Genomic DNA, 19,127 nt, shown 5'->3' on the forward strand with positions numbered 1-19,127 from the left:
CTCGAAACCCACGGCTCCGTCGGATCTGGTATCCCTGGCGCGATGACCCAGTCAGCAACCGCCGCCGCCCTCGTCTCCTCACTCGACGGAGTCGCCATCTCGATCCCGGAACTCGCCGCCGACTTCCGGCGTGACGGCTACGTGAACGTCCGTGGCCTGCTGACCGACACCGAGATCGACGAGTTGCAGGTTGCGCTGGTGTCTCTCCAGGACGCTGTGGCTCGCGGTGAACTCGACCGCGCGCGCTATTCCGGTGACGACCTCACCTCAGCCGACGATGGGTCACTGCCGTTCGTGAACTACGTCAAGGACGTCACGCACCTGTCGGACGTGGCCCGTGACGCATTCCACCATCCCGTGCTGCACGAACTGCTCACCGCGTGCTTCGACGGGATCGAGCCGTGGACGTGGAGCGAGGCCCACGGCCGCAAGTTCGGGGTGGTGTACCAGGACGCTCGACCCGGGCAGGAGAGCGGCTACACGCGGATCGGTTGGCACTCGGACCATCAGGCCTTCCCGACCTCGGACTTCTTCCCGTCGATCGCGCTGACGTTCCACCTCGATGCCACCTCTCCGGCGAACGGCTTCCTGCGGGTCGTGCCGGGGAGTCATCGCCGCCGAACCGACGAGATGCCGCTCGGGTTCGAGAAGATCGACGGAGAGATCGGCGTCTACTGCGAACGAGGCGACGTGCTGCTCCACCACAGCGACCTGTGGCACTCGGCGGCTCGAGCGACCGAGGACCCGCCCGGTGGAGTTCGACGCCACATGCGCGGAGGCTGGAACGCAGGGCGCCGCCCCGCCGACGACGAGGAGCTCGAGGCGTTCAACAAGAACGCTGCCCGCTGACGCTGCGGAACGCGACGGCTCGGCTCTGACAGGTCGGAGCGTGATCGCAGTTCAGGCGAGGGCGGCGCCCCACCACTGTTCGAACGCGGCTTCGACCGTGCGGTCGACGAGCTCGACGATCAGTCCGGTCGGCGGGCGGATGTAACTGAACACGCCGTAGCCCTCGCCGTCGCCGGGGTCGCGCTGGGCTCCGAGCAGAGTCCATCCCGCGTCGACGAGCGTCGTCGTCTCGGCGGCCACGTCGTCGACCCAGATGCCGATGTGGTGCGCGCCCGGTGCGTCGTTGCCGTCCCAGAAGCTCCCGGACGGGCCCTGGAGCAGTTCGAGGTGCTGGGGTCCCTCGGCGGAGTAGGTGAAGCGGAGGTGGTGGTGCTGCAACCCGGCTTCGGGCGTCCACAACGCCTGCTCGGCCACGTCTCGCGCCTCGGCCCACGTGACGTTCAACCCGGCACCGAGCTCGTCCATGGCTGCATCGATGTCGGCGACACGGATGCCGATGTGGAACTGGTCCTGGTAGTCGATCATGACGTGCTGCCCGTTGCGTCGAGGGCGGCGGGGTCGCCGAGGAGGGTGCAGATCGTGCGGCAGAACTCCGCCGCCGGTGCCCCGTCGAACGCTCGGTGGTCCCAGGTGAGGCTCAGCGTCATCCGCTTGACGGTGCCCACGTTGCCGTCGGCATCGAGCACGATGTCGTCACGGAGTCGGCCGACTCCGAGGATCGCCGTGTTCGGTGGGTTGATCACCGGTGTGAAGCCGTCGACGCCGTACATCCCGAGCGTCGACACCGAGAACGTCCCGCCCTCCAGGTCGGGCAGCGCCAGTGCGCCGTCGCGTGCGGCAGTGGCGAGACGTGAGGTCTCGGCACCGAGGTCGGCGAGGTCGCGACCCAGTGTGTCGCGGATGACCGGGACGATCAGGCCGTCGTCGAGGGCGACCGCCAGTCCGACGTGCACCTCGGGGAGGAGAGCGAGGCCGTCGTCGGTGATCTGGGAGTTGACGTACGGGTGCGTTTGCAGTGCCCGTGCGGCGGCGGCGATCACGTAGTCGGTGTAGCCCGGTGCGGATCCGGCTGCCTTGCGTCGGTCGCGATCGGCGACCACGGCGTCGAGGTCGGCGTCCATGTGCAGCGTGAGCTGCGCCATCGATTGCAGCGACTCGTGCATCCGCTTGGCGATCGTGCCGCGCATCCCGCGCATGGGCGTGACGCTGGTGGGTGTCTGCAACGCTGGCGGCAGGGAGGTGGCGGAGGACGAAGCAGCGGCGGCGGGAACGGCCGGCCTCGGCGAAGCGGTCGGGGTTGCCGCTGTGCGGTCGTCGAGCATCGTCCGCACGTGTTGCGCGACGGTCTCACGGGTCACGCGTCCGTCGGACGGTTCGATCGCCACGTTCGCCACGTCGACGCCGAGCAGATCGGCCAACTGGCGAGCGGCAGCGGTCGCGGGCACGTGGCCCAACGACGGCGCGGGTGCGACGCTGTGCGTTGCAGTGTCGGCGGTCGATGGGGTGATGCCGTCGAGGTCTTCCGACGTGATGCGTCCGCCGGGGCCGGTTCCCGCAACGGTCGACAGGTCGATGCCACGCTCCGCCGCGAGCCGCTTCGCGAAGGGCGACGCGATGATCCGCCCACCCGGCAACGTTGCGGCCACGGCGATCACGGCGGCCGGAGCGGCCGTGGACGACGAAGCCGGCGCTGCGGCCGTGCTCCCGGGGCCGGGCGCCGTGGGCGCCGCCTCGGTCCCAGCGGTAGTCGAACCCGAGGGGGCGGCTTCGCCGTCGTCGAGGATCCAGCCGATGCGCTCACCACACGCGAGGGTCGAGCCGACCTCGGCTCCGATGCTGATGCGCCCGGTGCCGGCGGCCTCCACTTCGGTCTCGGTCTTGTCGGTCTCGATGACGAGCACGGCCGCGCCGGCGCGTACCTCGTCGCCGTCGGCCACCAGCCACTCGGTGATGGTGCCCTCCTCCATCGTGAGGCCGAGCTTGGGCATGAGGAACTCAGTCGCCATGGGTGTCCTTTCGGAGGGGAGCGGTGGGTCGAGAAGCAGACCCGGGAAGGGGTCGAGATGCCGACGTGGTCGATCGTGATGACGCGACGTCGAACCTCCCGTGGTGGGCCGCTGCGGTGAGGATCGATTCCACGTCGATCAGTCGCGGACCGGACGGGGTGATCGACACCCGGATGGTCGCATCGGCCGAAACCGGCGTGTCGCGTTCGCCGTCGTACGCGAGCACACCACCACCCGGGAGTTCGATCGTGGACGACTCCGCGATCGGATGGATCGATTCGACGTCGAGTGTGGCGAACGTTCCGGGGGAGAGGGGCACGCGCACCCGCCTCGTCCCGCACGTACCGGGGGCGGCGAGGCGGATCAACACGCCGCCGGGTGCGTCACGCCGCACAGGGTGGACCCGACCGGCGATGCTCGCCAGCCCGGTGCTCGCCGGGTTGGCGATGCACGCCACGACCCAGCGGATCGACGCCGGATCGTTCACGGCGCGTGCGCCGACGAACGAGGTGCCGATCAGCGCGGCCTCCACCAACGCTGCATCGTGGGCGACGCACTCCCTGCCGGGTTCGTCGATCGTCAACTCGACGCGCTTGGCCGGAGTGGCGAACGACTCGATGGCACCGGTCGCCACGAGTGCGGCGGCCACACCGGCGGTCGTGCCGTCGACGTTCGACGGGAAGACGTTGTTCGTGCCGGTCGAGATCGCGATCAGCGGCACCTCGGGCCACCCGATGGTGACGTCGCGACACGTTCCGTCACCGCCCAGCGCGACCACCGCTCCCGCGTCGGCCTTCCACATCTCGCGTGCGGCGGCGACCGTGTCGAGGTGCGACCCGGTCCGAGGGCCCTCGACGAACTCGATGTCACCGTCGAGACCTTCGACGGCGCGCTCGGCCAGGTGGTGTGTGTCGGTGCTCATCAGCACGCGGTCGACGCCCTGTTCCAGCGCTCCGGCAGCGACTCGCCGCATGATCCCGATCTTCACCGAGTCCGACGTGTGGCCGGCTGCCGACACCAACCTGCGGATGTCCTTGCCGGCGTGAGGGTTGACGATGATGCCCACCGTCGAGGCGACGCGACTCGCCACTTCACCACCCCCTGCGACGACGGACGACACGCGGCATCGCGGAGATCAGGCTCCGGGGCGGGCGAGCACCGCGCGGATCGCTTCGGTGATCCGATCCGGGGAGGGCTGGTAGTGCGATTCGAGCACCGGGCTGAACGGCACCGGCGAGAACGGTGCGGCGACACGACCGACCGGGGCGTCGAGGTGGTCGAACGCGTCCTCCTGGATCTGCGCTGCGACCTCGGCGCCCAGGCCGGCGAAGCGGACCGCTTCGTGGACGACGATCACCCGGTGGGTCTTCTTGACCGACGCCACGATCGTCTCGGAGTCGAGCGGCTGCATCGTGCGCGGGTCGATCACCTCGACGCTGATGCCCTCGCTCGCCAACCTGTCGGCCACGTCGACGCAGTCGTTGGCCATCTTGGCCCACGACACCACGGTCACATCGGTGCCCTCACGCAGCACGTTGGCCTTGCCGAGCGGGATGGTGTACGGCTCCTCGGGCACTTCGCCCTGCATCCCGAGCAGACGCTTGTGCTTGATCATGATCGTCGGGTTGTTGTCGCGGATGCACGACGTCATCAACCCCTTCATGTCGAAGGGGTTCGACGGGTAGACGACCTTCAGCCCGGGGATGTGGCAGATCAACGCTTCGAGCGACTGACTGTGCTGCGCCGCTGCCGACAGGCCTCCACCACCGCCCGTGGTGATGGTCATCGGGACCGTTGCCGAGCCACCGAACATGTACTTCAGCTTGGCGGCCTGGTTGATGATCTGGTCGAACGCAACGGCGATGAAGTCCATGAACATGATGTCGACGATCGGTCGCAGCCCGGCGACCGCAGCGCCCACACCGAGGCCGATGATCGCCTGCTCGCTGATCGGCGTGTCGACCACTCGTCGCTCCCCGAACTCCTTCTGCAACCCGGCGTAGCTCTGGAACACGCCACCGAACCCGCCGATGTCCTCGCCCGCACAGAAGATGTCCTCGTTTGCCTGCATCTCCTGGCGGACGGCTTCGTTGAAGGCCTGGACGTAGCCGATCTTGCGGGTCACGAGGCTGCTCCTGTCATGTGCTCACGCATGTCGGTCGATTCGGGTGTGTCGGAGTAGACGTCGACCAGCATCTGGTCGACGTCGGGAACCGGTGAGTCCTCGGCGAACTGGATCGCGTCGGCGATGTCGGCACGCAGGTCGGCCCACACGGTGTCGAAGTCGTCTCGCGTCGCGTTGCCGGCCTCGATCATCCGATCCTCGAACGTGAAGATCGGGTCTCGTTCCTTCCACACCGCGACCTCGTCGTCGGTGCGGTACTTCAACCCCAGGTTCTGCACGCCGTGGTGGTTGTAGAAGCGATAGGTCTTGGCCTCGATCAGCGACGGGCCGTCGCCGCGAACGGCGCGGGCCTTGGCCTCGATCGCGGCTTCGTGGATGGCCACCACGTCCATGCCGTCGACGATCACGCCCGGCATGCCGTAGCCGGCAGCTCGGTCGACGATGTCGGTGATCGCCATGGTCTTGTCGCGTGGCGTGAACTCGCCGTACTCGTTGTTCTCGCAGATGAACAGCACGGGCAGCTTGAGTGCGCAGGCCATGTTCGCCGCCTCGTGGAACGCACCGATGTTGGTGGAGCCGTCACCGAAGAACGCTGCTGCCACGTTGCCGTCGTCCCGGTACTTGTTGGCGAACCCTGCGCCGACGGCGATGGGCGCTCCCGCGCCGACGATCCCGTTGGCCCCGAACATCCCGACGTCGAGGTTCGAGATGTGCATCGAACCGCCCTTGCCCTTGTTGTAGCCGGTGGACTTGGCCATCAACTCGGCCATCATCGGCCGGAACTCGCCACCCTTGGCCACGAGGTGGCCGTGACCGCGGTGGGTCGAGGTGATCTGGTCGCTGTCAGTGAGCGCCGCACACACGCCCGAGGCCACGGCCTCCTGGCCCACGTAGAGGTGCAGGAAGCCGGGCAGCTTCGCGGCCTCGGCGAGCTTGCCCGCCGCCTCTTCGAAGAGCCGGATCCGCACCATGCGCCGGTGCATGTCCATCAACACGTCGTTCGAGAAATCCATGTGAGTCCTTGGTTGGTGTGTGTCTGGGTGATCGGTGTCAGACGTCGATCACCCGATTCGGTCGTGACGTTCGCTCGATCTGCGGACTGGGGTGATCGGCGTCTGACACCGATCACCCCGATCACCCATGCGTCAATCGGTGTGCGACACCGGCTAGCGGGAGAGGATGGTGACGCCGGAGATGCCGGGGGCACCGTAGACGTGGGTGTAGGCGACCTTGGGGTCGTTCGGCACCTGGCGTTCGCCGGCTTGACCCCGCAGCTGCAGGACGTTCTCGTACACCTGACGCAGGCCCGACGCACCGATCGGCTCGCCGTTGGCGAGGCAACCGCCGTCGGTGTTGACCGGCAGACGCCCGTCGATCTCGGTGTCGCCACGAGCGAGCATGTCCTCCTGCTCGCCGTGCTCGCAGAACCCGTTCTCGGCCATGTGCATGATCTCCGCACCCGACTCCGTGTCCTGCAACTGTGCGATGTCGACGTCCTCGGGGCCGATGCCGGCCATCTCGAACGCAGCCTTCGACGCGTCGGCGGTCGGCCCGGGGTCACGATCGATCGCCGTCGACGGTGCGAGCACCTCGAACGACCCGAACTGACGGGTGCGCATGACGGCGGCCTTGAGGTAGATCGGCGTGTCGGTGTACTCCTTGGCCTTGTCGGCACGACACACGACCATCGCCACGCCGCCCTCGCCCGGGGAACAGAACATGTACTGGGTGAGCGGCCACGACAGCATCATGGACTCGAGGACCTGTTCTTCGGTCATCGGCTTGCGCCGCCAGGCCATCGGGTTCTTCGCTCCGTTGCGGAACGCCTTGGCCGACACCCGCGCCAGCGAGTCCTGGGTGATGCCGTGCTCGTGCATGTAGCGGGTGATCTTCATCCCGAAGAACTGGGTGGTCAGTGCGAGACCCGAGCCGCCGTACCAGTCCTTTCCGCGCGGGCCCTTGATGCGGAACGCGCCCTTCTCGTGCTTGTCGAACCCGATCGCGATGCCCACGTCGGCCGCCCCCGACTTGATCGTGTTGATCGACTGCGACAGTGCGGTGCCGCCGGTCGCGCAACCGTTGACCACGTTCGTGAAGGGCAGCCCGGTGAGGCCGATGCGGCTGACCATGGTGTCGGCGGCTCCGGCGTCCATCGAGCCGCCGACCGCGAACTGCATGTCGGACCAGTCCTTGCCGCAGTCGGCGAGTGCACGCCGCACCGCGGTGACTCCCATGTCCATGCCGGACACGCCGTCGTGGCGCCCGAACTCGTGCATGCCGATGCCGACGATCGCGACGTCGTTCATGATGCGTCTCCGTTCTGTGTGGCCTCGTCCGAGGCGGGTGCGAATGCGTAGGTGATGACGTCGTTGCCGTCGTCGTCGGTGGTCAGGACGTGGGCGACGATCTCCATCGCCATGCCGATCTCGAGTCGATCGGGGTCGCCGATCGTGAGTCGGGCTTCGACACGCACCTGGTCGCTGAGCTCCACGTACCCGACGCCGTACGGCTCGAAGTCGGTGCCGACCGGGCCGAGGTAGGGAGGGGCCTTGGGCGGGAAGGCCTGCACGGTCCAGGTCCAGAGTGTGCCGGTCTGTGCGAGCTCGATGTCCTCCTGGGTGTCGAACATGCACCTCGGGCACCCGGACTGACGCGGGAACATGTGGTTGTCGCAGTTCGTGCAGCGACTCCCGAGGAGCACGGGTCGTCCGTCGTCGTCGAGGCGGAAGATGCCGTCGGCGACGAGCGTGTGATTGGCGGTGATGGTCATGCGTCTCCGGGTGTTCGATGATGAATTGATCGTCCGATCAGAAACGTACCGGTCGCTCGTGTCCGCAGGAGAGTCGAGAGAACGCGGACCGCTCCGACTCTGACCGACTCCGACCGACTCTCGACGGCGAGGTGCGTTCGCTCAGGCGGTGGCGCCGCGGGCCCAGCGCAACGAGCGGCGCAGCAGCTCGTGGTACGCCGGCTGCTCCCACGAGCCCCGCTCGATCGTGGGGTAGTAGTCGACCACGGGCACCATGTCGTAGTGGCCGCGACAGTGGCCGAGGGTGTTGTAGAGCACCGCGCCGTCACCGAGTGGGCGCAGGTACATCACCAGGTGCTGGTCCCCGAACGGGCCGCTCGTGTCGGTCCAGTCGTGTTCCACGAACCCACGGGCCTCCCCGCTCCAGTTGGTGTGGAGCAACGGCTCGAGCGAGGCGCGATCGGTGTACTCCGAGCAGTACAACTCGTCGTCGGTCTCGAACGGTTCGATGCCCTCGACGAGCCAGTGGTCGTCGGTGCTCCGCTCGACCCGGTACGGCATGATCGGCGGGTGCGCGACGAACTGCGACCCCAGCGTGTCGGCCCACAGCGGGAACACACGCGGCGCATCGACCCCGTTCGGTGTGCCCACGTCGAGTGCCGAGTTGGTGCCGTGCAGCGCGACCCAACGGCCGCCGTTCGACACCCAGTCGCGGATCGTCTGCTGCGCGATCTCCGACGGGCGCACGTTGCACGTGTAGCTCACGAGGATCGACCCGGCGACGATCGCGTCGGTGTCCTCGTAGTCGGGTTGCACGCGGACGCGGAACTCGTCGTGCTCGGCGAGCAGGCCCAGGAGCTCGCGCCGTGCGAAGTCCACGTCGTGGTACATGCCGCCCGCCACCAGGGTGACGTCGATCCGGGAACCCGGTGCGTCACTCACGTGCGTTGCTCCTGATGTCCGACGCCCACGGCCACACTCAGAAGTCGACGCGCTTGAGGAAGCCGCCGTCGACGGTGAGGTTGACGCCGTTGACGTGCTTGGCTGCGTTGCTCGCCAGGAACACGACGGCGTTCGCGACGTCCTGCGGCGTGCCGAGTTCACCCTGAGGATGCGTCTTCTGCGTGGCGGCGTAGAAGTCGGCCATGTTGTCCTTGATCATGTTCCAGTCGCCGCCCTCGACGTAGATCGGCCCGGGCGACACGACGTTGCAGCGGATGCCCTGGGCACCGAGCACCTGGGCCTGTCCGAGCGTCCAGTTCGTGACGGCCGCCTTGAACGCCGAGTAGCTGCCCGAACCCGAGGCGAAGTGCTCGTTGACCGCGGTGGTGCTGATCGAGATGAGGGCACCACCGCCGTCGGCCAGCGCTTCCTTGGCGGCGTCGGCACCGTGGATCAAGGACATCAGGTCGATGTCCATGTTGTTCTGCCACTTGTCGAACGAACGGGCCGGCTTGCCGGACGTGTTGTGGACGTAGATGTCGATCCCGCCGAGAGCCTCGGACGATTCGGCCACCCATGCCCGCACGGCGTCGGCATCGGCTGCGTCGCACACCGAACCGACCACCTTGCCCGTCGCTCCTTCGGACATCGCAGCGACGGCGGCGTCGACGTCGTCCTGGGTGCGTGAGCAGATCGCCACCGACGCGCCTTCGGCGACGAGCGTCTCGGCGATCGCACGACCGAGCCCCTTGGTCGAACCGGTGATGAGTGCCTTCTTGCCGCTGAGTCCGAGATCCATGATTGCTCCTGTGTTCGAGTCGGGTGGTCGCGATGTCGATGTACCGACACGCGCAGAACCGAAACTAATCGCACGATCAATACGACGACGTAGCCGGAGCACTGCGCGCATCCCGATCCCGTCGGTGCGGTGAGTCCGGGTCGGCCTGGCGTCGACGAAGGCTCACCGCACGGAGTGCGCGGACGGCGCCCGGATCGCCGTCGACACGGCCCACCTCGTACGGTCCGATGATGGCTGGAGACGCACACGACACGATCACGCGGTTCTGGGAGATCCAGGATCGCGGCGACTACGCACCGCTCGCCGACCTCTTCGCCGACGACGCTCAGGTGGTCGATCCGGTCTACGGCACGTTCACCGGCGGCGAGGCGATCGCAGGGTTCTTCACGATGATGAACACGGAGATGGCCAAGGTCGGCGCCACCTTCCGCCTCGTCGACCTCGCCGGCGACGACGAAGCGGCGTGGGCCCAGTGGGAGGTCACCACCACCGACGGCCGTCCACCCCGTCAGGGCGTCGGCGTCTACCGGGTGAGCAACGGGCGGCTCACGTACTACAAGGACTACATGAACGCATGAGCGGGGCAGAGCGGGTTGCGATCGTGACCGGTGGCGCGTCGGGGATCGGACGGGCGTGCGTCGAGCGTTTCGTCGAGCAGGGGTACGGAGTCGTCGCGGTCGATCGCAGCGTCGACGCGTTCGCATGGCTCGGCGACGACATCCTCGGCGACGTCAACGACGTCCACGTCGTCCCGCTCGCCGGTGACGTGACCGACCGTGGCACGAACGACCACGCGGTCGCCGTTGCGGTCGACCGGTTCGGTCGCCTCGACGTGGCGGTGTTCAACGCGGGGGTGTCGATGGGAGGCGACCTGATCGACCTCCCGATCGAGGAGTTCGACCGGGCGATGGACGTCAACGTCCGTGCCGTCGCCCTCGGGATCCGAGCGGTCACGCCCACATTGCGCGAGCAGGGCGAGGGCGGTCGGATCGTGGTCACCGCGTCGACCTCGGGGATCGGGGCCGACCCGCGTATGTGGGCGTACAACACCTCCAAGGCGGCGGTCATCAACCTCGCCCGGGCCGCGGCGATCGACCTGGGCGCCGACGGCATCACGGTCAACGCGGTGTGTCCCGGGCCGACCGAGACCGCCATGACCAGCGGCCTCGCCGCGATGCCCGACGTCCACGACGAACTCCGCCGGCGCATCCCGTTGCAGCGGTGGGGTCGCCCCGAGGAGGTGGCAGCGATGATCGCGTTCGTCTCGTCGCCCGAGGCGTCGTTCGTGAACGGGGCGGTCATCCCGGTCGACGGCGGGATCACCGCCAACACGGGCCAGTTCTCGCCCGGAAGTCGCGGCTGACGACGTCGCGAGTCGCGTGACCGGTGCGCATGTCGTCGCCTGTCTTGCGCATACTGGGTCCGTGTCAGCCGCTCCGATCCCTCGTCGACGACCGAGTCGCCGGATCGGAAGACCCCCGGACACCGACTCGGCCGAGACCCGTCAGCGGATCCTCGACCGTGCCCGCGTCGCATTCGCGACCGACGGTTTCGACGCTGCGACGAACCGGAGTCTCGCCGACGACGTCGGTGTGACCGCCGGTGCGCTCTACCACTACTTCGGGTCCAAGCTGGACCTGTACCTGGCCGTCGACGCCGACGTGCAGCGACGTGTCTACGTCCGGATGAACGAAGCCGTCGACGCGGTGGACGGATTCTTCGCCAAGTTCGAAGCCGTCCTCGACGTGGCCCGCGAACTGAACGCCGAGGATCCGTCGCTGGCCACGTTCCTCGGGGCCCGACGCACCGACATCCGTCGTCACCCCGAAATCGCCGCGGCGATGCCGGTCGAGCGCAACCGCGAACGGGACTTCTTCGCCCGGATCGTCGCGGCAGGCGTCGACGCCGGTGAGATCGCCGACGAGCACTCCGGGTTCGTCACCGCGTTCGTGGCCACGTTGCTGACCGGTCTCACCGACAGCGAGTCACACGATCCGCAGGTGCACGCGCGGGCGATCGAGGCCATCAAACTCGTCCTGCACGGTCGCCTCTTCTCGCCCGACTGAGATCTCCCGGCGGCGGCGGTCCGCGTCCTGATCCGGATGGGTCGGCTCCGACTCCCGACTCGCCGAGCGCGCGGGTTATCTTCTCGACCGAGCACGGACGAGGGGGTAGCTCATGGGGACACTCGACGGTCGCGTCGCCTGCATCACAGGTGGCACGCGAGGGATCGGACTCGGCATCGCACGCGGGTTCCTGGACGAGGGCGCGAAGGTGGTCGTCAACGGCCGCGACCCGGAGAAGGCGCAGCGCACGCTCGACGAACTCGACGTCGGCGACCGGGCGCAATACATCGCCGGTGACGTCAAGTCGCGCGACGACTGCGAGGCGATCGTCAACGGCACGGTCGACCACTTCGGTCGCATCGACATCCTGGTGGCGAACGCCGGTGGTGGATCGAACCACGCGCCGATCGTCGACCTCACGGACGAGGCGATGCAGGACTCGCTGGTGTGGAACTTCTGGCACACGTTCTGGACCATGCGCGCAGCGTTCAAGCACATGATTCCCCAGGAGTACGGACGGGTGATGTGCGTGAGTTCACTCGAAGGCAAGGTCGGCAAGCCGGGTATCTCGATCTACGTCGCGGCCAAGCACGCGATCAACGGGCTCGTGAAGTCCGCTGCACACGAGGTCGGCACGCTGGGCATCACGGTCAACGCACTGTGCCCCGGCGGCATCGAGACCGACATCATGAAGGCCGAGGGTCCACCCGCGGCGGAGTCGATGGGCATGGACTACGAGGGCCTGCTGAACATGTTCGCCTCGGAGTCGGCGATCAAGCGACTCAACGAGGTCGAGGACGTCGCCGCGGTGGCGACGTTGTTGGCGACCGATGCGGGCGCCGGAATCACGGGCTCGCTCATCTCGATCGACGGCGGCACGGCTCCCTACTGAGCCGGGAACAGGGAACGGAGAACATCATGGGGAAGCTCGACGGAAAGGTCGCCTGCATCACGGGCGGCACACGCAGCATCGGTCGCGCCATGGCCGAGGCGTTCATCGCCGAAGGCGGCAAGGTCGTGGTCAACGGACGCGACGCGGACAAGGGGCAGCAGTGCCTCGACGAGATGGGTGCGGGCGACGACGCGGCGTTCTTCGCCGGTGACGCATCGACGCAGGAGGCGGTCGAAGGACTCATCGACTTCACGATCCAGAAGTACGGCCAACTCGACGTGTGCTGCCTGAACTCGGGTGGCGTGCTGATGACGGCGCCCGTGTTCCAGATGACCGACGAGGAGTGGCAGCTCGAGATCGACTGGAACCTGAACCACGTGTTCTGGGGGATGCGCCGCGCCCTGCAGCACATGATCCCGCGCGAGTCGGGGCGGATCATCGTCACCTCGTCCGTGGAGGGCAAGCTCGGCAAGCCCGGCATCCCCGGGTATGCGGCCACGAAGCACGCCGTCAACGGCCTGGTGAAGGCAGCCGCCCACGAGGTCGGCACGATGGGGATCACCGTCAATGCGATCCTGCCGGGGATCATCGAGACCGACATCGTCCGCGCCACCGGCCCGGACTCGGCGATCGCGATGGGCATGGCCGGCTACGACGAACTGATCGAGGCGTTCAGCTCCGAGTCCGCCATCAAGCGACCCAACAAGGTGGAGGAAGTCGCGGCGGTGGCGGTGTTGATGGCATCCGATGCGGCACGGAACATGACCGGATGCATGTTCCCCGTCGACGGCGGGACGATGCCGTACTGACCACACCGGTCCGGCCGACCACACCGGCCGGACTGACCACATGGTCTCGGCTGACCACATGGTCTCGGCTGACCATACCGGCCCGGCTGACCGCAACACGTGAGGTGACCGCACCGTCGTGACCTACTCGCACCTGGAGCACGCGAACGACGTCGAACCGTCGGTCGGTCACGCTCGCCTGCGCGCAGAGTGCCCGTTGCACACCGAGACGTCGCACGACCCGCCGTTCCACGTCGTCAGCCGGCACGCGGACGTGTTCGACCTGTTGACCCGGCCGGAGGAGTGGCGCAACGGGTTCGGGGTGGGCGTCCACCCGCAGCCCGCTGGCGTGCTCGGTACGGCCGACGATCCGGACCACCGGCGTCATCGACGCGTCCTCCAGGACGCCTTCCGTCCTGCGGCGATCGCGAAGCTCGACGACGACGTGCGTGACGTGTGCGACGAACTGTGGACCGACGCGTTCGGCGAGAGCGGAGAGGGTGACTTCGTGCGCCTCTTCGCCTTCCCGTTCCCGGCGATCGTGATCGCCGTCCTCCTCGGCGTCCCTCGGGAACGGCGCGACGACTTCGGCCGCTGGTCCGACGACATCGTCAACACGCTCGGCGGAGCCGACCCGGCGCTCGCCGAGGCAGCGAACCGTCACATCTTTGCTCTCGTCGACGAGTTGGTCGACGTCCGCACGGGACTCCACACGCGGGGCGATGCACTGCCCGACGACGTGCTGAGCGTCATGACGCTCGCCGAGATCGACGGCACGCTCAGCCATCACGAGGTCCGCCGCTTGAGCCAGCAGCTGCTCGTCGCCGGGCACGAGACCACGGCGAGCCTGATCTCGCTGATGCTGTACCGACTGATCGAACAGCCCGAACTGATGGACCGGCTGCGTGGCGATCCGGAACTGATCCCGGCTGCGGTCGAGGAGTTCCTGCGCTACGACTCGCCGGTTCAGGGCCTCTTCCGCACGAACCCGGAGGCGAGCACCGTGTGCGGTGAGGAACTGCCGGCGGAGTCGCGGGTGCAGGCGCTCTTCGCCTCGGCGAACCGCGATGCCGACGTGTACGACGCTCCCGACGAGATCCGCCTCGACCGGTTCGTGCCCGGACGTCGATCACACCTCGCGTTCGGGTGGGGGGTGCACCACTGCATCGGGGCGGCGCTCGCTCGCACCGAGGGTCGGGTCGCACTGAGTCGGATGGTCGAGCACTTCGACACCGTCGAGCGCACGGGCGAGGTGGCGATCAACGAGCCGTTCATCCTGCGCGGCCTCACCACGCTGCCCATCCGCTGGACGGTCCGTCGCTGACGACGCACGTACGTGCCACGGCGCAGCGTGTCGGGTTCGGGCCACCGGTGGGCTGCAACCGGTCGATCGCCACTGGCCGTTCGCTACCGGCCGAGTGCATCCTGCGTGGTCGCCAGCACGTGCCCGGCGCGTTCCACCGGATCGACGAAGTCGCGGCGGAGAGCAGCGGACCGGATCTCCATCGACAACGCGGTGCTCGTCGGCAACGCGTCGACCAACTCGCTGATCGGCAGTTCACCGGCGCCGAGCGTCAGGCGGAGATCGAGTGCCTCCTCGACGAGACCGGCGACGTCGAGCGGCGCGGCGGTCGGCGCATCGCACAGCTGCACGTACGGGAGTCGCCCGGGATCGATCGCCGCCACGTCCGCAACGGTTCCGCCGGTGCGGGCGAGGTGGAGGTGGTCGATCAGGACGTGGCCGTTGGGTCGGTCGACGGCGTCGAGCACCCCGAGCGCCTGGGGCAACGTCCTCACGGACATGAACGCCATGAACTCGATGCTGGCGCCGATGCCGTGGGGCAGAGCTGCGTCGCACAACTCGGCGAAGCGTTCGGTGAAGCGGTCGTCGTCGACCCCGCGTGACACGACCAGCAGGTTGCGCGCGCCGATGGCGGCGGCCGCCTCGATGATGCGGTCACCGTGGTCTCCGTCGGGCGTGACGAAGATCGGCTCCATGTCGAGGGCGACGAGGCCGGTGTCGTCGAGCCGTCGTCGGACATCGCGCGCGACGGCATCGGTCCACGTGTCGGGATCGAACCAGATGCCACACGCCGGCCACCCTGCGTCGGCGCAGGCCGACACGAAATCGGCCGGACCCGTCTCGGGGCACACACCGGCGGCCAGGGAGATCAGTCGATCCATCCTCGACACCGTACGAATCGTGGCTCGTCCGCTGGCAGTCGAGGGCCGCCGAACTGAGAGTCTTTCGGTCATGTCCGACAGTTCGATTCTCGACCGTCGCATCGCCGCCATGGCGTGCCCGGTCGACCACAGCATTCTCGACCCGAAGGTCCAGGACGACCCGTACGACTTCTACCGCGAGGCGCATGCGACGTGTCCGGTCATGCCGGTGCCGGAGGTCGGTGGCGTGCTCGTCACCAAGTACGACGATGTCCGTTTCGTGCTGACTCGGCCGGACCTGTTCTCCAGCAGCGGCCGCGGTGGCGGTGCTCGCAAGGGCCTGCAGGTGGAGAACTCGCGGAGATATCGCGACATCATCAGAGAGCGCGGTTGGGGGCACGTCGAGACGTTGCAGCGTTGTGACCCGCCGGAGCACACGGCCTATCGGCGACTGGTCGGCAAGGCATTCCTCCCGAAGCAGATCCGCGCCATCCAGCCACAGGTCGACGACATCAGCCGCGAACTGATCGACGGTCTGATGCCGTCCGACGGTGGGGTCGGTGAGTGTGAGTTCAACCTGGACTATGCGATGCCGCTGCCGGGCACGGTCATCGCCGAACAGCTCGGTCTTCCGCGCAGCGAGATCCACACGTTCAACAGGTGGGCGCATGCGATGCTCGCGTTGGCGATGAAGCCGGTCACCGATCAGGAGTTGCTCGAGACCGCCGAGATCGAACTCGAGGCCCAACACCATCTGGCCGGTGTGTTCGAGCAGCGTCGTGCCGAGCCGACCGACGACCTGATCTCTGCGCTGGTCCACTCCCACGTCGGTGAAGGTGACGACGGGGACGACGCCGAGCCGCTCTCGGTGGCGGAGTTGCAGAACCTGATGCACCAACTGATCACCGGTGGGTTCGAGACCACCACCAGCGCGTTGAACCACGGGATGTGGCTCCTGGTGAGACGGCCGGACGTGCAGGCTCGACTGCGCGCCGACCCGTCGCTCGTTCCGGCGTTCGTCGAGGAGTCGCTGCGCTACGAGAGCCCGGTCCAGGGGTTGTTCCGCACGGCGACGCAGGACGTCGAGGTGGGCGGCGTGACCATCCCCGAGGGCGCACTGGTCATGGTGCGCTACGCCGCCGCCAACCGTGACGCCGACGTGTTCGACCACGCCGACGACTTCGACCTCGATCGAACCGGCGACGCGAAGCACCTCGCATTCGGAGTCGGACCGCACTTCTGCGTCGGCGCCGCGCTGGCCCGTCAGGAACTCGTCACCGGGTTCACGCACTGGTTGGAGCGCACGTCGAACATCGAGTTGGCACGACCGTTCGACGGCCCGGTCCACGATCCGTCGTTCATCCTCTTCCCGATGCGCGAACTCCCGCTCCGTTTCACGCCGGCCTGAGTGCGTTGCGGTCGGCGCCGGGCCCACCTGACAACATCGGTCGATGGCATTCGAGACCGTCACCGGGTACTGCTGGCCGCAATCCACGGCTGCGGGCCGCCCGTTCTCGCTCCACCTGTCGTCGGCCGGTGGTCGCCCGGTCGCTGTCGAGATCGCCCGGATCGGCGCCGAGCGGACGGTCGTCTGGAGCGGGACCGTCGAAGCCGGCGATCACCCCACGCCGCGTGACGCCGACTCGAACGGCTGCGACTGGCCGGTCGCCGCGACGATCACACCCGGTGCCGACTGGATCTCGGGCTACTACGAGGTGCAACTGACGATCGACGTCGACGGAAGGACGCGTCGCAGCCACGCATTCGTCGTCGTCCGTCCGCCCGCCGATTCGCCCAACACGATCCTGCTCCAATTGACGACCAACACGTGGCACGCCTACAACGACTTCGCCGGCCGCAATCTCTACAACGGTGGCACCCACGCCTCGCTGCAGCGACCGATGGCCCGCGGCTACCTCTTCAAGCCGCCGGGTGCCGGGCGTCGCGTCACCACGACCCACCCCCCGGATCGGGACATGAACACCCATGTCGGATATCTCCGACTGAACCACCTGTCGGGCTGGGCGGGTTCGGCTGGGTTCCCGGACTGGGAGCAGCCGTTCCTCGCCTGGGCCGAACGGAACGGATACGGCATCGACGTCGTCACCAACGCCGACCTCGCCGAACACCCGAACATCGTCCACGGCTACAGGCTCCTCCTGTCGGTCGGCCACGACGAGTACTGGTCGGGCCCGATGCGCGACACCGTCGAAGGCTTCGTCGCGGCGGGAGGCAACGTGGCGTTCTTCTCCGGCAACACGTCTCTGTGGCAGGTGCGTCTCGAGGAACCGGTCGACGGTGTCGCATCGGTGATGGTCGGCTACAAGGGACGGTTCAAGGACGACCCGGTGTACGACACCGACCGGATCGGGGAGTTGACCAGCATCTGGTCCGACCACCTCATCGGCCGGCCCGAGAACCACATGACCGGCGTGTCGTTCACGCGCGGGGGATATCACCGCATCGGCAAGCGGGTCACCAACGGTGCCGGCGGGTACACGGTGTTCCGACCGGAGCACTGGATGTTCGAGGGCACCGACATCGGCTACGGCGACGTCCTCGGTGCATCGGCGACGGCGGTGGGGTACGAGTGCGACGGATGCGAGTGGACCGTGGTCGACGGGCTCCCGGTGCCGACCGGTGCCGACGGCACGCCGGACGACTTCGAGATCCTCGCGATGGTGCCGGTCGCCCACTTCACGCGCACGACCGCGCAACGGCCTCCGAAGCCCGACGAACCGTCCGAGATCGAGTTCCTGTCGGCGCGCGTGTTCGGCGAGCGGAGTGAGTCCGCCGTGAAGCGCATCGCAGCGGGTCAGGCGATGCTCGGCACGTTCACCTCGCCGGGCGGCGGCGTGGTGGTCACGTCGGGTTCCACCGATTGGGCGCACGGACTCGCCGGCCGCGATCCGCAGATCGAGCAGATCACCTCGAACATCCTCGACCGCCTCGGATCACCCGGTGGAGGATCAATCGGAGCCGGATGATCCCGCCGAACGTTCTCGGGGGCGCAGCTCGAAGTCGCAGATCGAGGCTGCGGTTCGGGGTTGCGGTTCGGGCTGCGGATCGAGTGTCCGCGCGATGGGCCGGCGGCGTGGTGAGTGGAATTGATCAGCTGATTGGTTCCACCTCGTCCTGCGGTCGACCGTCGTCCTACCGTCGGGCGATGACGAAACAACTGGCAGACAACTACGAAGACGTCACGGTCTTCGGGCTCGAGGACGATGCCGAGGCCGAGATGCTCGCACTGCAGAAGGAGTGCACGTTCATCTGGTCGAACAAGGAGGGCTGGCCGGTCGGCGTGATCATGTCGTACGTGTTCCGCGACGGGAAGTTCTGGCTGACCGCGTCGAGCCAGCGTGCGCGGATGTCGGCCGTGAAGCGCGACCCGCGAGTGTGCATCGTGGTCACCTCGACCGGAACCGAGATGGGCGCGAACCGCACGGTCACCTACAAGGGAACGTGCAAGCTGCTCGACGATCGGGCGACGAAGGACTGGTTCTACCGCGAACTCGCGCAGACCATCCGACCCGACGACGCCGAGGCCGCCGACCTCTTCGAGAAGTTCCTCGACTCTCCCCGGCGGCTGGTGATGGAGGTGACGCCCACCCAGCGAATCGGCTACGACGGTCGCAAGATGGGCAAGGCGACGAGGGAATGGATGGAGGCCCAGAAGTCCGGCGAGACCGGCGGGGCACACCCCGAGGGCGACGCGTAGCGCTCTGAAGTCGGCCCGGCACCTGCCCGT

General features: G+C 67.7%; 20 protein-coding genes. 10 read left to right on the plus strand and 10 right to left on the minus strand.

What is annotated here, in order from left to right:
- Positions 1–42 precede the first annotated feature (42 nt).
- Entirely contained in the window at positions 43–849 is an 807-nt protein-coding gene (locus tag ABJK40_RS08460; protein ID WP_348479762.1) for a phytanoyl-CoA dioxygenase family protein, read from the plus strand.
- A gap of 51 nt (positions 850–900) precedes the next feature.
- On the opposite strand, the gene ABJK40_RS08465 is transcribed toward ABJK40_RS08460, so the two are convergent.
- The 9 genes from ABJK40_RS08465 to ABJK40_RS08505 all read right to left on the minus strand — a co-directional run bounded on the left by ABJK40_RS08465 (position 901) and on the right by ABJK40_RS08505 (position 9,470).
- Positions 901–1,374: a VOC family protein gene (locus ABJK40_RS08465; RefSeq protein ID WP_348479761.1), complete on the minus strand. Its 474-nt coding sequence runs from the start codon at positions 1,372–1,374 to the stop codon at positions 901–903.
- Positions 1,371–2,855, minus strand: a complete 1,485-nt coding sequence (locus tag ABJK40_RS08470) for a dihydrolipoamide acetyltransferase family protein (RefSeq protein ID WP_348510228.1) — start codon at positions 2,853–2,855, stop codon at positions 1,371–1,373. Before ABJK40_RS08470 ends, ABJK40_RS08465 begins: the two co-directional genes overlap by 4 nt.
- Positions 2,845–3,975: an NAD(+)/NADH kinase gene (locus ABJK40_RS08475; RefSeq protein WP_348510229.1), complete on the minus strand. Its 1,131-nt coding sequence runs from the start codon at positions 3,973–3,975 to the stop codon at positions 2,845–2,847. The genes ABJK40_RS08470 and ABJK40_RS08475 overlap by 11 nt, the downstream gene beginning before the upstream one ends.
- A gap of 15 nt (positions 3,976–3,990) precedes the next feature.
- A complete protein-coding gene (locus tag ABJK40_RS08480; RefSeq protein ID WP_348479758.1) occupies positions 3,991–4,980 on the minus strand; it encodes an alpha-ketoacid dehydrogenase subunit beta in 990 nt (329 codons plus the stop codon).
- Complete coding sequence (locus ABJK40_RS08485; protein ID WP_348479757.1) at positions 4,977–5,993, minus strand: thiamine pyrophosphate-dependent dehydrogenase E1 component subunit alpha; 1,017 nt, start codon at positions 5,991–5,993, stop codon at positions 4,977–4,979. Before ABJK40_RS08485 ends, ABJK40_RS08480 begins: the two co-directional genes overlap by 4 nt.
- Positions 5,994–6,146: 153 nt before the next feature.
- Complete coding sequence (locus ABJK40_RS08490) at positions 6,147–7,286, minus strand: thiolase family protein (RefSeq protein WP_348479756.1); 1,140 nt, start codon at positions 7,284–7,286, stop codon at positions 6,147–6,149.
- On the minus strand, positions 7,283–7,750 hold the full coding sequence (locus ABJK40_RS08495) for an OB-fold domain-containing protein (protein ID WP_348479755.1): 468 nt from the start codon (positions 7,748–7,750) through the stop codon (positions 7,283–7,285). The genes ABJK40_RS08490 and ABJK40_RS08495 overlap by 4 nt, the downstream gene beginning before the upstream one ends.
- Positions 7,751–7,891: 141 nt before the next feature.
- A complete protein-coding gene (locus tag ABJK40_RS08500) occupies positions 7,892–8,671 on the minus strand; it encodes a ThuA domain-containing protein (protein ID WP_348479754.1) in 780 nt (259 codons plus the stop codon).
- A 37-nt stretch (positions 8,672–8,708) separates the two neighbouring features.
- A complete protein-coding gene (locus tag ABJK40_RS08505) occupies positions 8,709–9,470 on the minus strand; it encodes an SDR family oxidoreductase (protein ID WP_348479753.1) in 762 nt (253 codons plus the stop codon).
- Between the two features lie 230 nt (positions 9,471–9,700).
- Between ABJK40_RS08505 and ABJK40_RS08510 the strand changes: the two genes are divergently transcribed.
- From ABJK40_RS08510 to ABJK40_RS08535, 6 genes are all read left to right on the plus strand, one after another.
- The gene (locus ABJK40_RS08510) at positions 9,701–10,048 is read left to right on the plus strand and encodes a nuclear transport factor 2 family protein (RefSeq protein ID WP_348479752.1); all 348 of its coding nucleotides are present in this window, start codon (positions 9,701–9,703) and stop codon (positions 10,046–10,048) included.
- Positions 10,045–10,833 (plus strand): SDR family oxidoreductase, encoded by a 789-nt coding sequence (locus tag ABJK40_RS08515; protein WP_348479751.1) that lies wholly within the window; start codon positions 10,045–10,047, stop codon positions 10,831–10,833. Before ABJK40_RS08510 ends, ABJK40_RS08515 begins: the two co-directional genes overlap by 4 nt.
- A gap of 61 nt (positions 10,834–10,894) precedes the next feature.
- A complete protein-coding gene (locus ABJK40_RS08520) occupies positions 10,895–11,536 on the plus strand; it encodes a TetR/AcrR family transcriptional regulator (RefSeq protein WP_348479750.1) in 642 nt (213 codons plus the stop codon).
- Positions 11,537–11,648: 112 nt separating this feature from the next.
- Positions 11,649–12,428, plus strand: a complete 780-nt coding sequence (locus ABJK40_RS08525; RefSeq protein ID WP_348479749.1) for an SDR family oxidoreductase — start codon at positions 11,649–11,651, stop codon at positions 12,426–12,428.
- 26 nt (positions 12,429–12,454) lie between these two features.
- Positions 12,455–13,237, plus strand: coding sequence for an SDR family NAD(P)-dependent oxidoreductase (locus ABJK40_RS08530; protein WP_348479748.1), 783 nt, complete (start codon positions 12,455–12,457; stop codon positions 13,235–13,237).
- A 118-nt stretch (positions 13,238–13,355) separates the two neighbouring features.
- Positions 13,356–14,540, plus strand: a complete 1,185-nt coding sequence (locus ABJK40_RS08535; RefSeq protein ID WP_348479747.1) for a cytochrome P450 — start codon at positions 13,356–13,358, stop codon at positions 14,538–14,540.
- Positions 14,541–14,623: 83 nt separating this feature from the next.
- Here ABJK40_RS08535 and ABJK40_RS08540 read toward each other — a convergent pair whose 3' ends face one another.
- Entirely contained in the window at positions 14,624–15,400 is a 777-nt protein-coding gene (locus tag ABJK40_RS08540; RefSeq protein WP_348479746.1) for a sugar phosphate isomerase/epimerase, read from the minus strand.
- Between the two features lie 70 nt (positions 15,401–15,470).
- On the opposite strand from ABJK40_RS08540, the gene ABJK40_RS08545 reads away from it, so the two are divergent.
- The 3 genes from ABJK40_RS08545 (at position 15,471) to ABJK40_RS08555 (ending at position 19,097) form a co-directional block, all read left to right on the plus strand.
- Positions 15,471–16,787 (plus strand): cytochrome P450, encoded by a 1,317-nt coding sequence (locus ABJK40_RS08545; RefSeq protein ID WP_348479745.1) that lies wholly within the window; start codon positions 15,471–15,473, stop codon positions 16,785–16,787.
- Between the two features lie 43 nt (positions 16,788–16,830).
- The gene (locus tag ABJK40_RS08550; protein WP_348479744.1) at positions 16,831–18,366 is read left to right on the plus strand and encodes a N,N-dimethylformamidase beta subunit family domain-containing protein; all 1,536 of its coding nucleotides are present in this window, start codon (positions 16,831–16,833) and stop codon (positions 18,364–18,366) included.
- A 179-nt stretch (positions 18,367–18,545) separates the two neighbouring features.
- The gene (locus tag ABJK40_RS08555; RefSeq protein ID WP_348479743.1) at positions 18,546–19,097 is read left to right on the plus strand and encodes a pyridoxamine 5'-phosphate oxidase family protein; all 552 of its coding nucleotides are present in this window, start codon (positions 18,546–18,548) and stop codon (positions 19,095–19,097) included.
- The last annotated feature ends 30 nt before the right edge of the window (positions 19,098–19,127 follow it).

The organism is Ilumatobacter sp., assembly GCF_039969435.1.
In the GTDB taxonomy this organism is placed as follows: Bacteria; Actinomycetota; Acidimicrobiia; order Acidimicrobiales; family Ilumatobacteraceae; genus Ilumatobacter_A.

What these genes read in the sequence shown, in the direction of transcription:
- ABJK40_RS08515 (WP_348479751.1), top strand. Translation starts at nt 10,045, where the DNA reads ATGAGCGGGGCAGAGCGGGTTGCGATCGTGACCGGTGGCGCGTCGGGG.
- ABJK40_RS08460 (WP_348479762.1), top strand. Translation starts at nt 43, where the DNA reads ATGACCCAGTCAGCAACCGCCGCCGCCCTCGTCTCCTCACTCGACGGA.
- ABJK40_RS08525 (WP_348479749.1), top strand. Translation starts at nt 11,649, where the DNA reads ATGGGGACACTCGACGGTCGCGTCGCCTGCATCACAGGTGGCACGCGA.
- ABJK40_RS08495 (WP_348479755.1), bottom strand. Translation starts at nt 7,750, where the DNA reads ATGACCATCACCGCCAATCACACGCTCGTCGCCGACGGCATCTTCCGC.
- ABJK40_RS08505 (WP_348479753.1), bottom strand. Translation starts at nt 9,470, where the DNA reads ATGGATCTCGGACTCAGCGGCAAGAAGGCACTCATCACCGGTTCGACC.
- ABJK40_RS08540 (WP_348479746.1), bottom strand. Translation starts at nt 15,400, where the DNA reads ATGGATCGACTGATCTCCCTGGCCGCCGGTGTGTGCCCCGAGACGGGT.
- ABJK40_RS08545 (WP_348479745.1), top strand. Translation starts at nt 15,471, where the DNA reads ATGTCCGACAGTTCGATTCTCGACCGTCGCATCGCCGCCATGGCGTGC.
- ABJK40_RS08465 (WP_348479761.1), bottom strand. Translation starts at nt 1,374, where the DNA reads ATGATCGACTACCAGGACCAGTTCCACATCGGCATCCGTGTCGCCGAC.
- ABJK40_RS08510 (WP_348479752.1), top strand. Translation starts at nt 9,701, where the DNA reads ATGGCTGGAGACGCACACGACACGATCACGCGGTTCTGGGAGATCCAG.
- ABJK40_RS08485 (WP_348479757.1), bottom strand. Translation starts at nt 5,993, where the DNA reads ATGGATTTCTCGAACGACGTGTTGATGGACATGCACCGGCGCATGGTG.
- ABJK40_RS08555 (WP_348479743.1), top strand. Translation starts at nt 18,546, where the DNA reads ATGACGAAACAACTGGCAGACAACTACGAAGACGTCACGGTCTTCGGG.
- ABJK40_RS08550 (WP_348479744.1), top strand. Translation starts at nt 16,831, where the DNA reads ATGGCATTCGAGACCGTCACCGGGTACTGCTGGCCGCAATCCACGGCT.
- ABJK40_RS08490 (WP_348479756.1), bottom strand. Translation starts at nt 7,286, where the DNA reads ATGAACGACGTCGCGATCGTCGGCATCGGCATGCACGAGTTCGGGCGC.
- ABJK40_RS08530 (WP_348479748.1), top strand. Translation starts at nt 12,455, where the DNA reads ATGGGGAAGCTCGACGGAAAGGTCGCCTGCATCACGGGCGGCACACGC.
- ABJK40_RS08470 (WP_348510228.1), bottom strand. Translation starts at nt 2,855, where the DNA reads ATGGCGACTGAGTTCCTCATGCCCAAGCTCGGCCTCACGATGGAGGAG.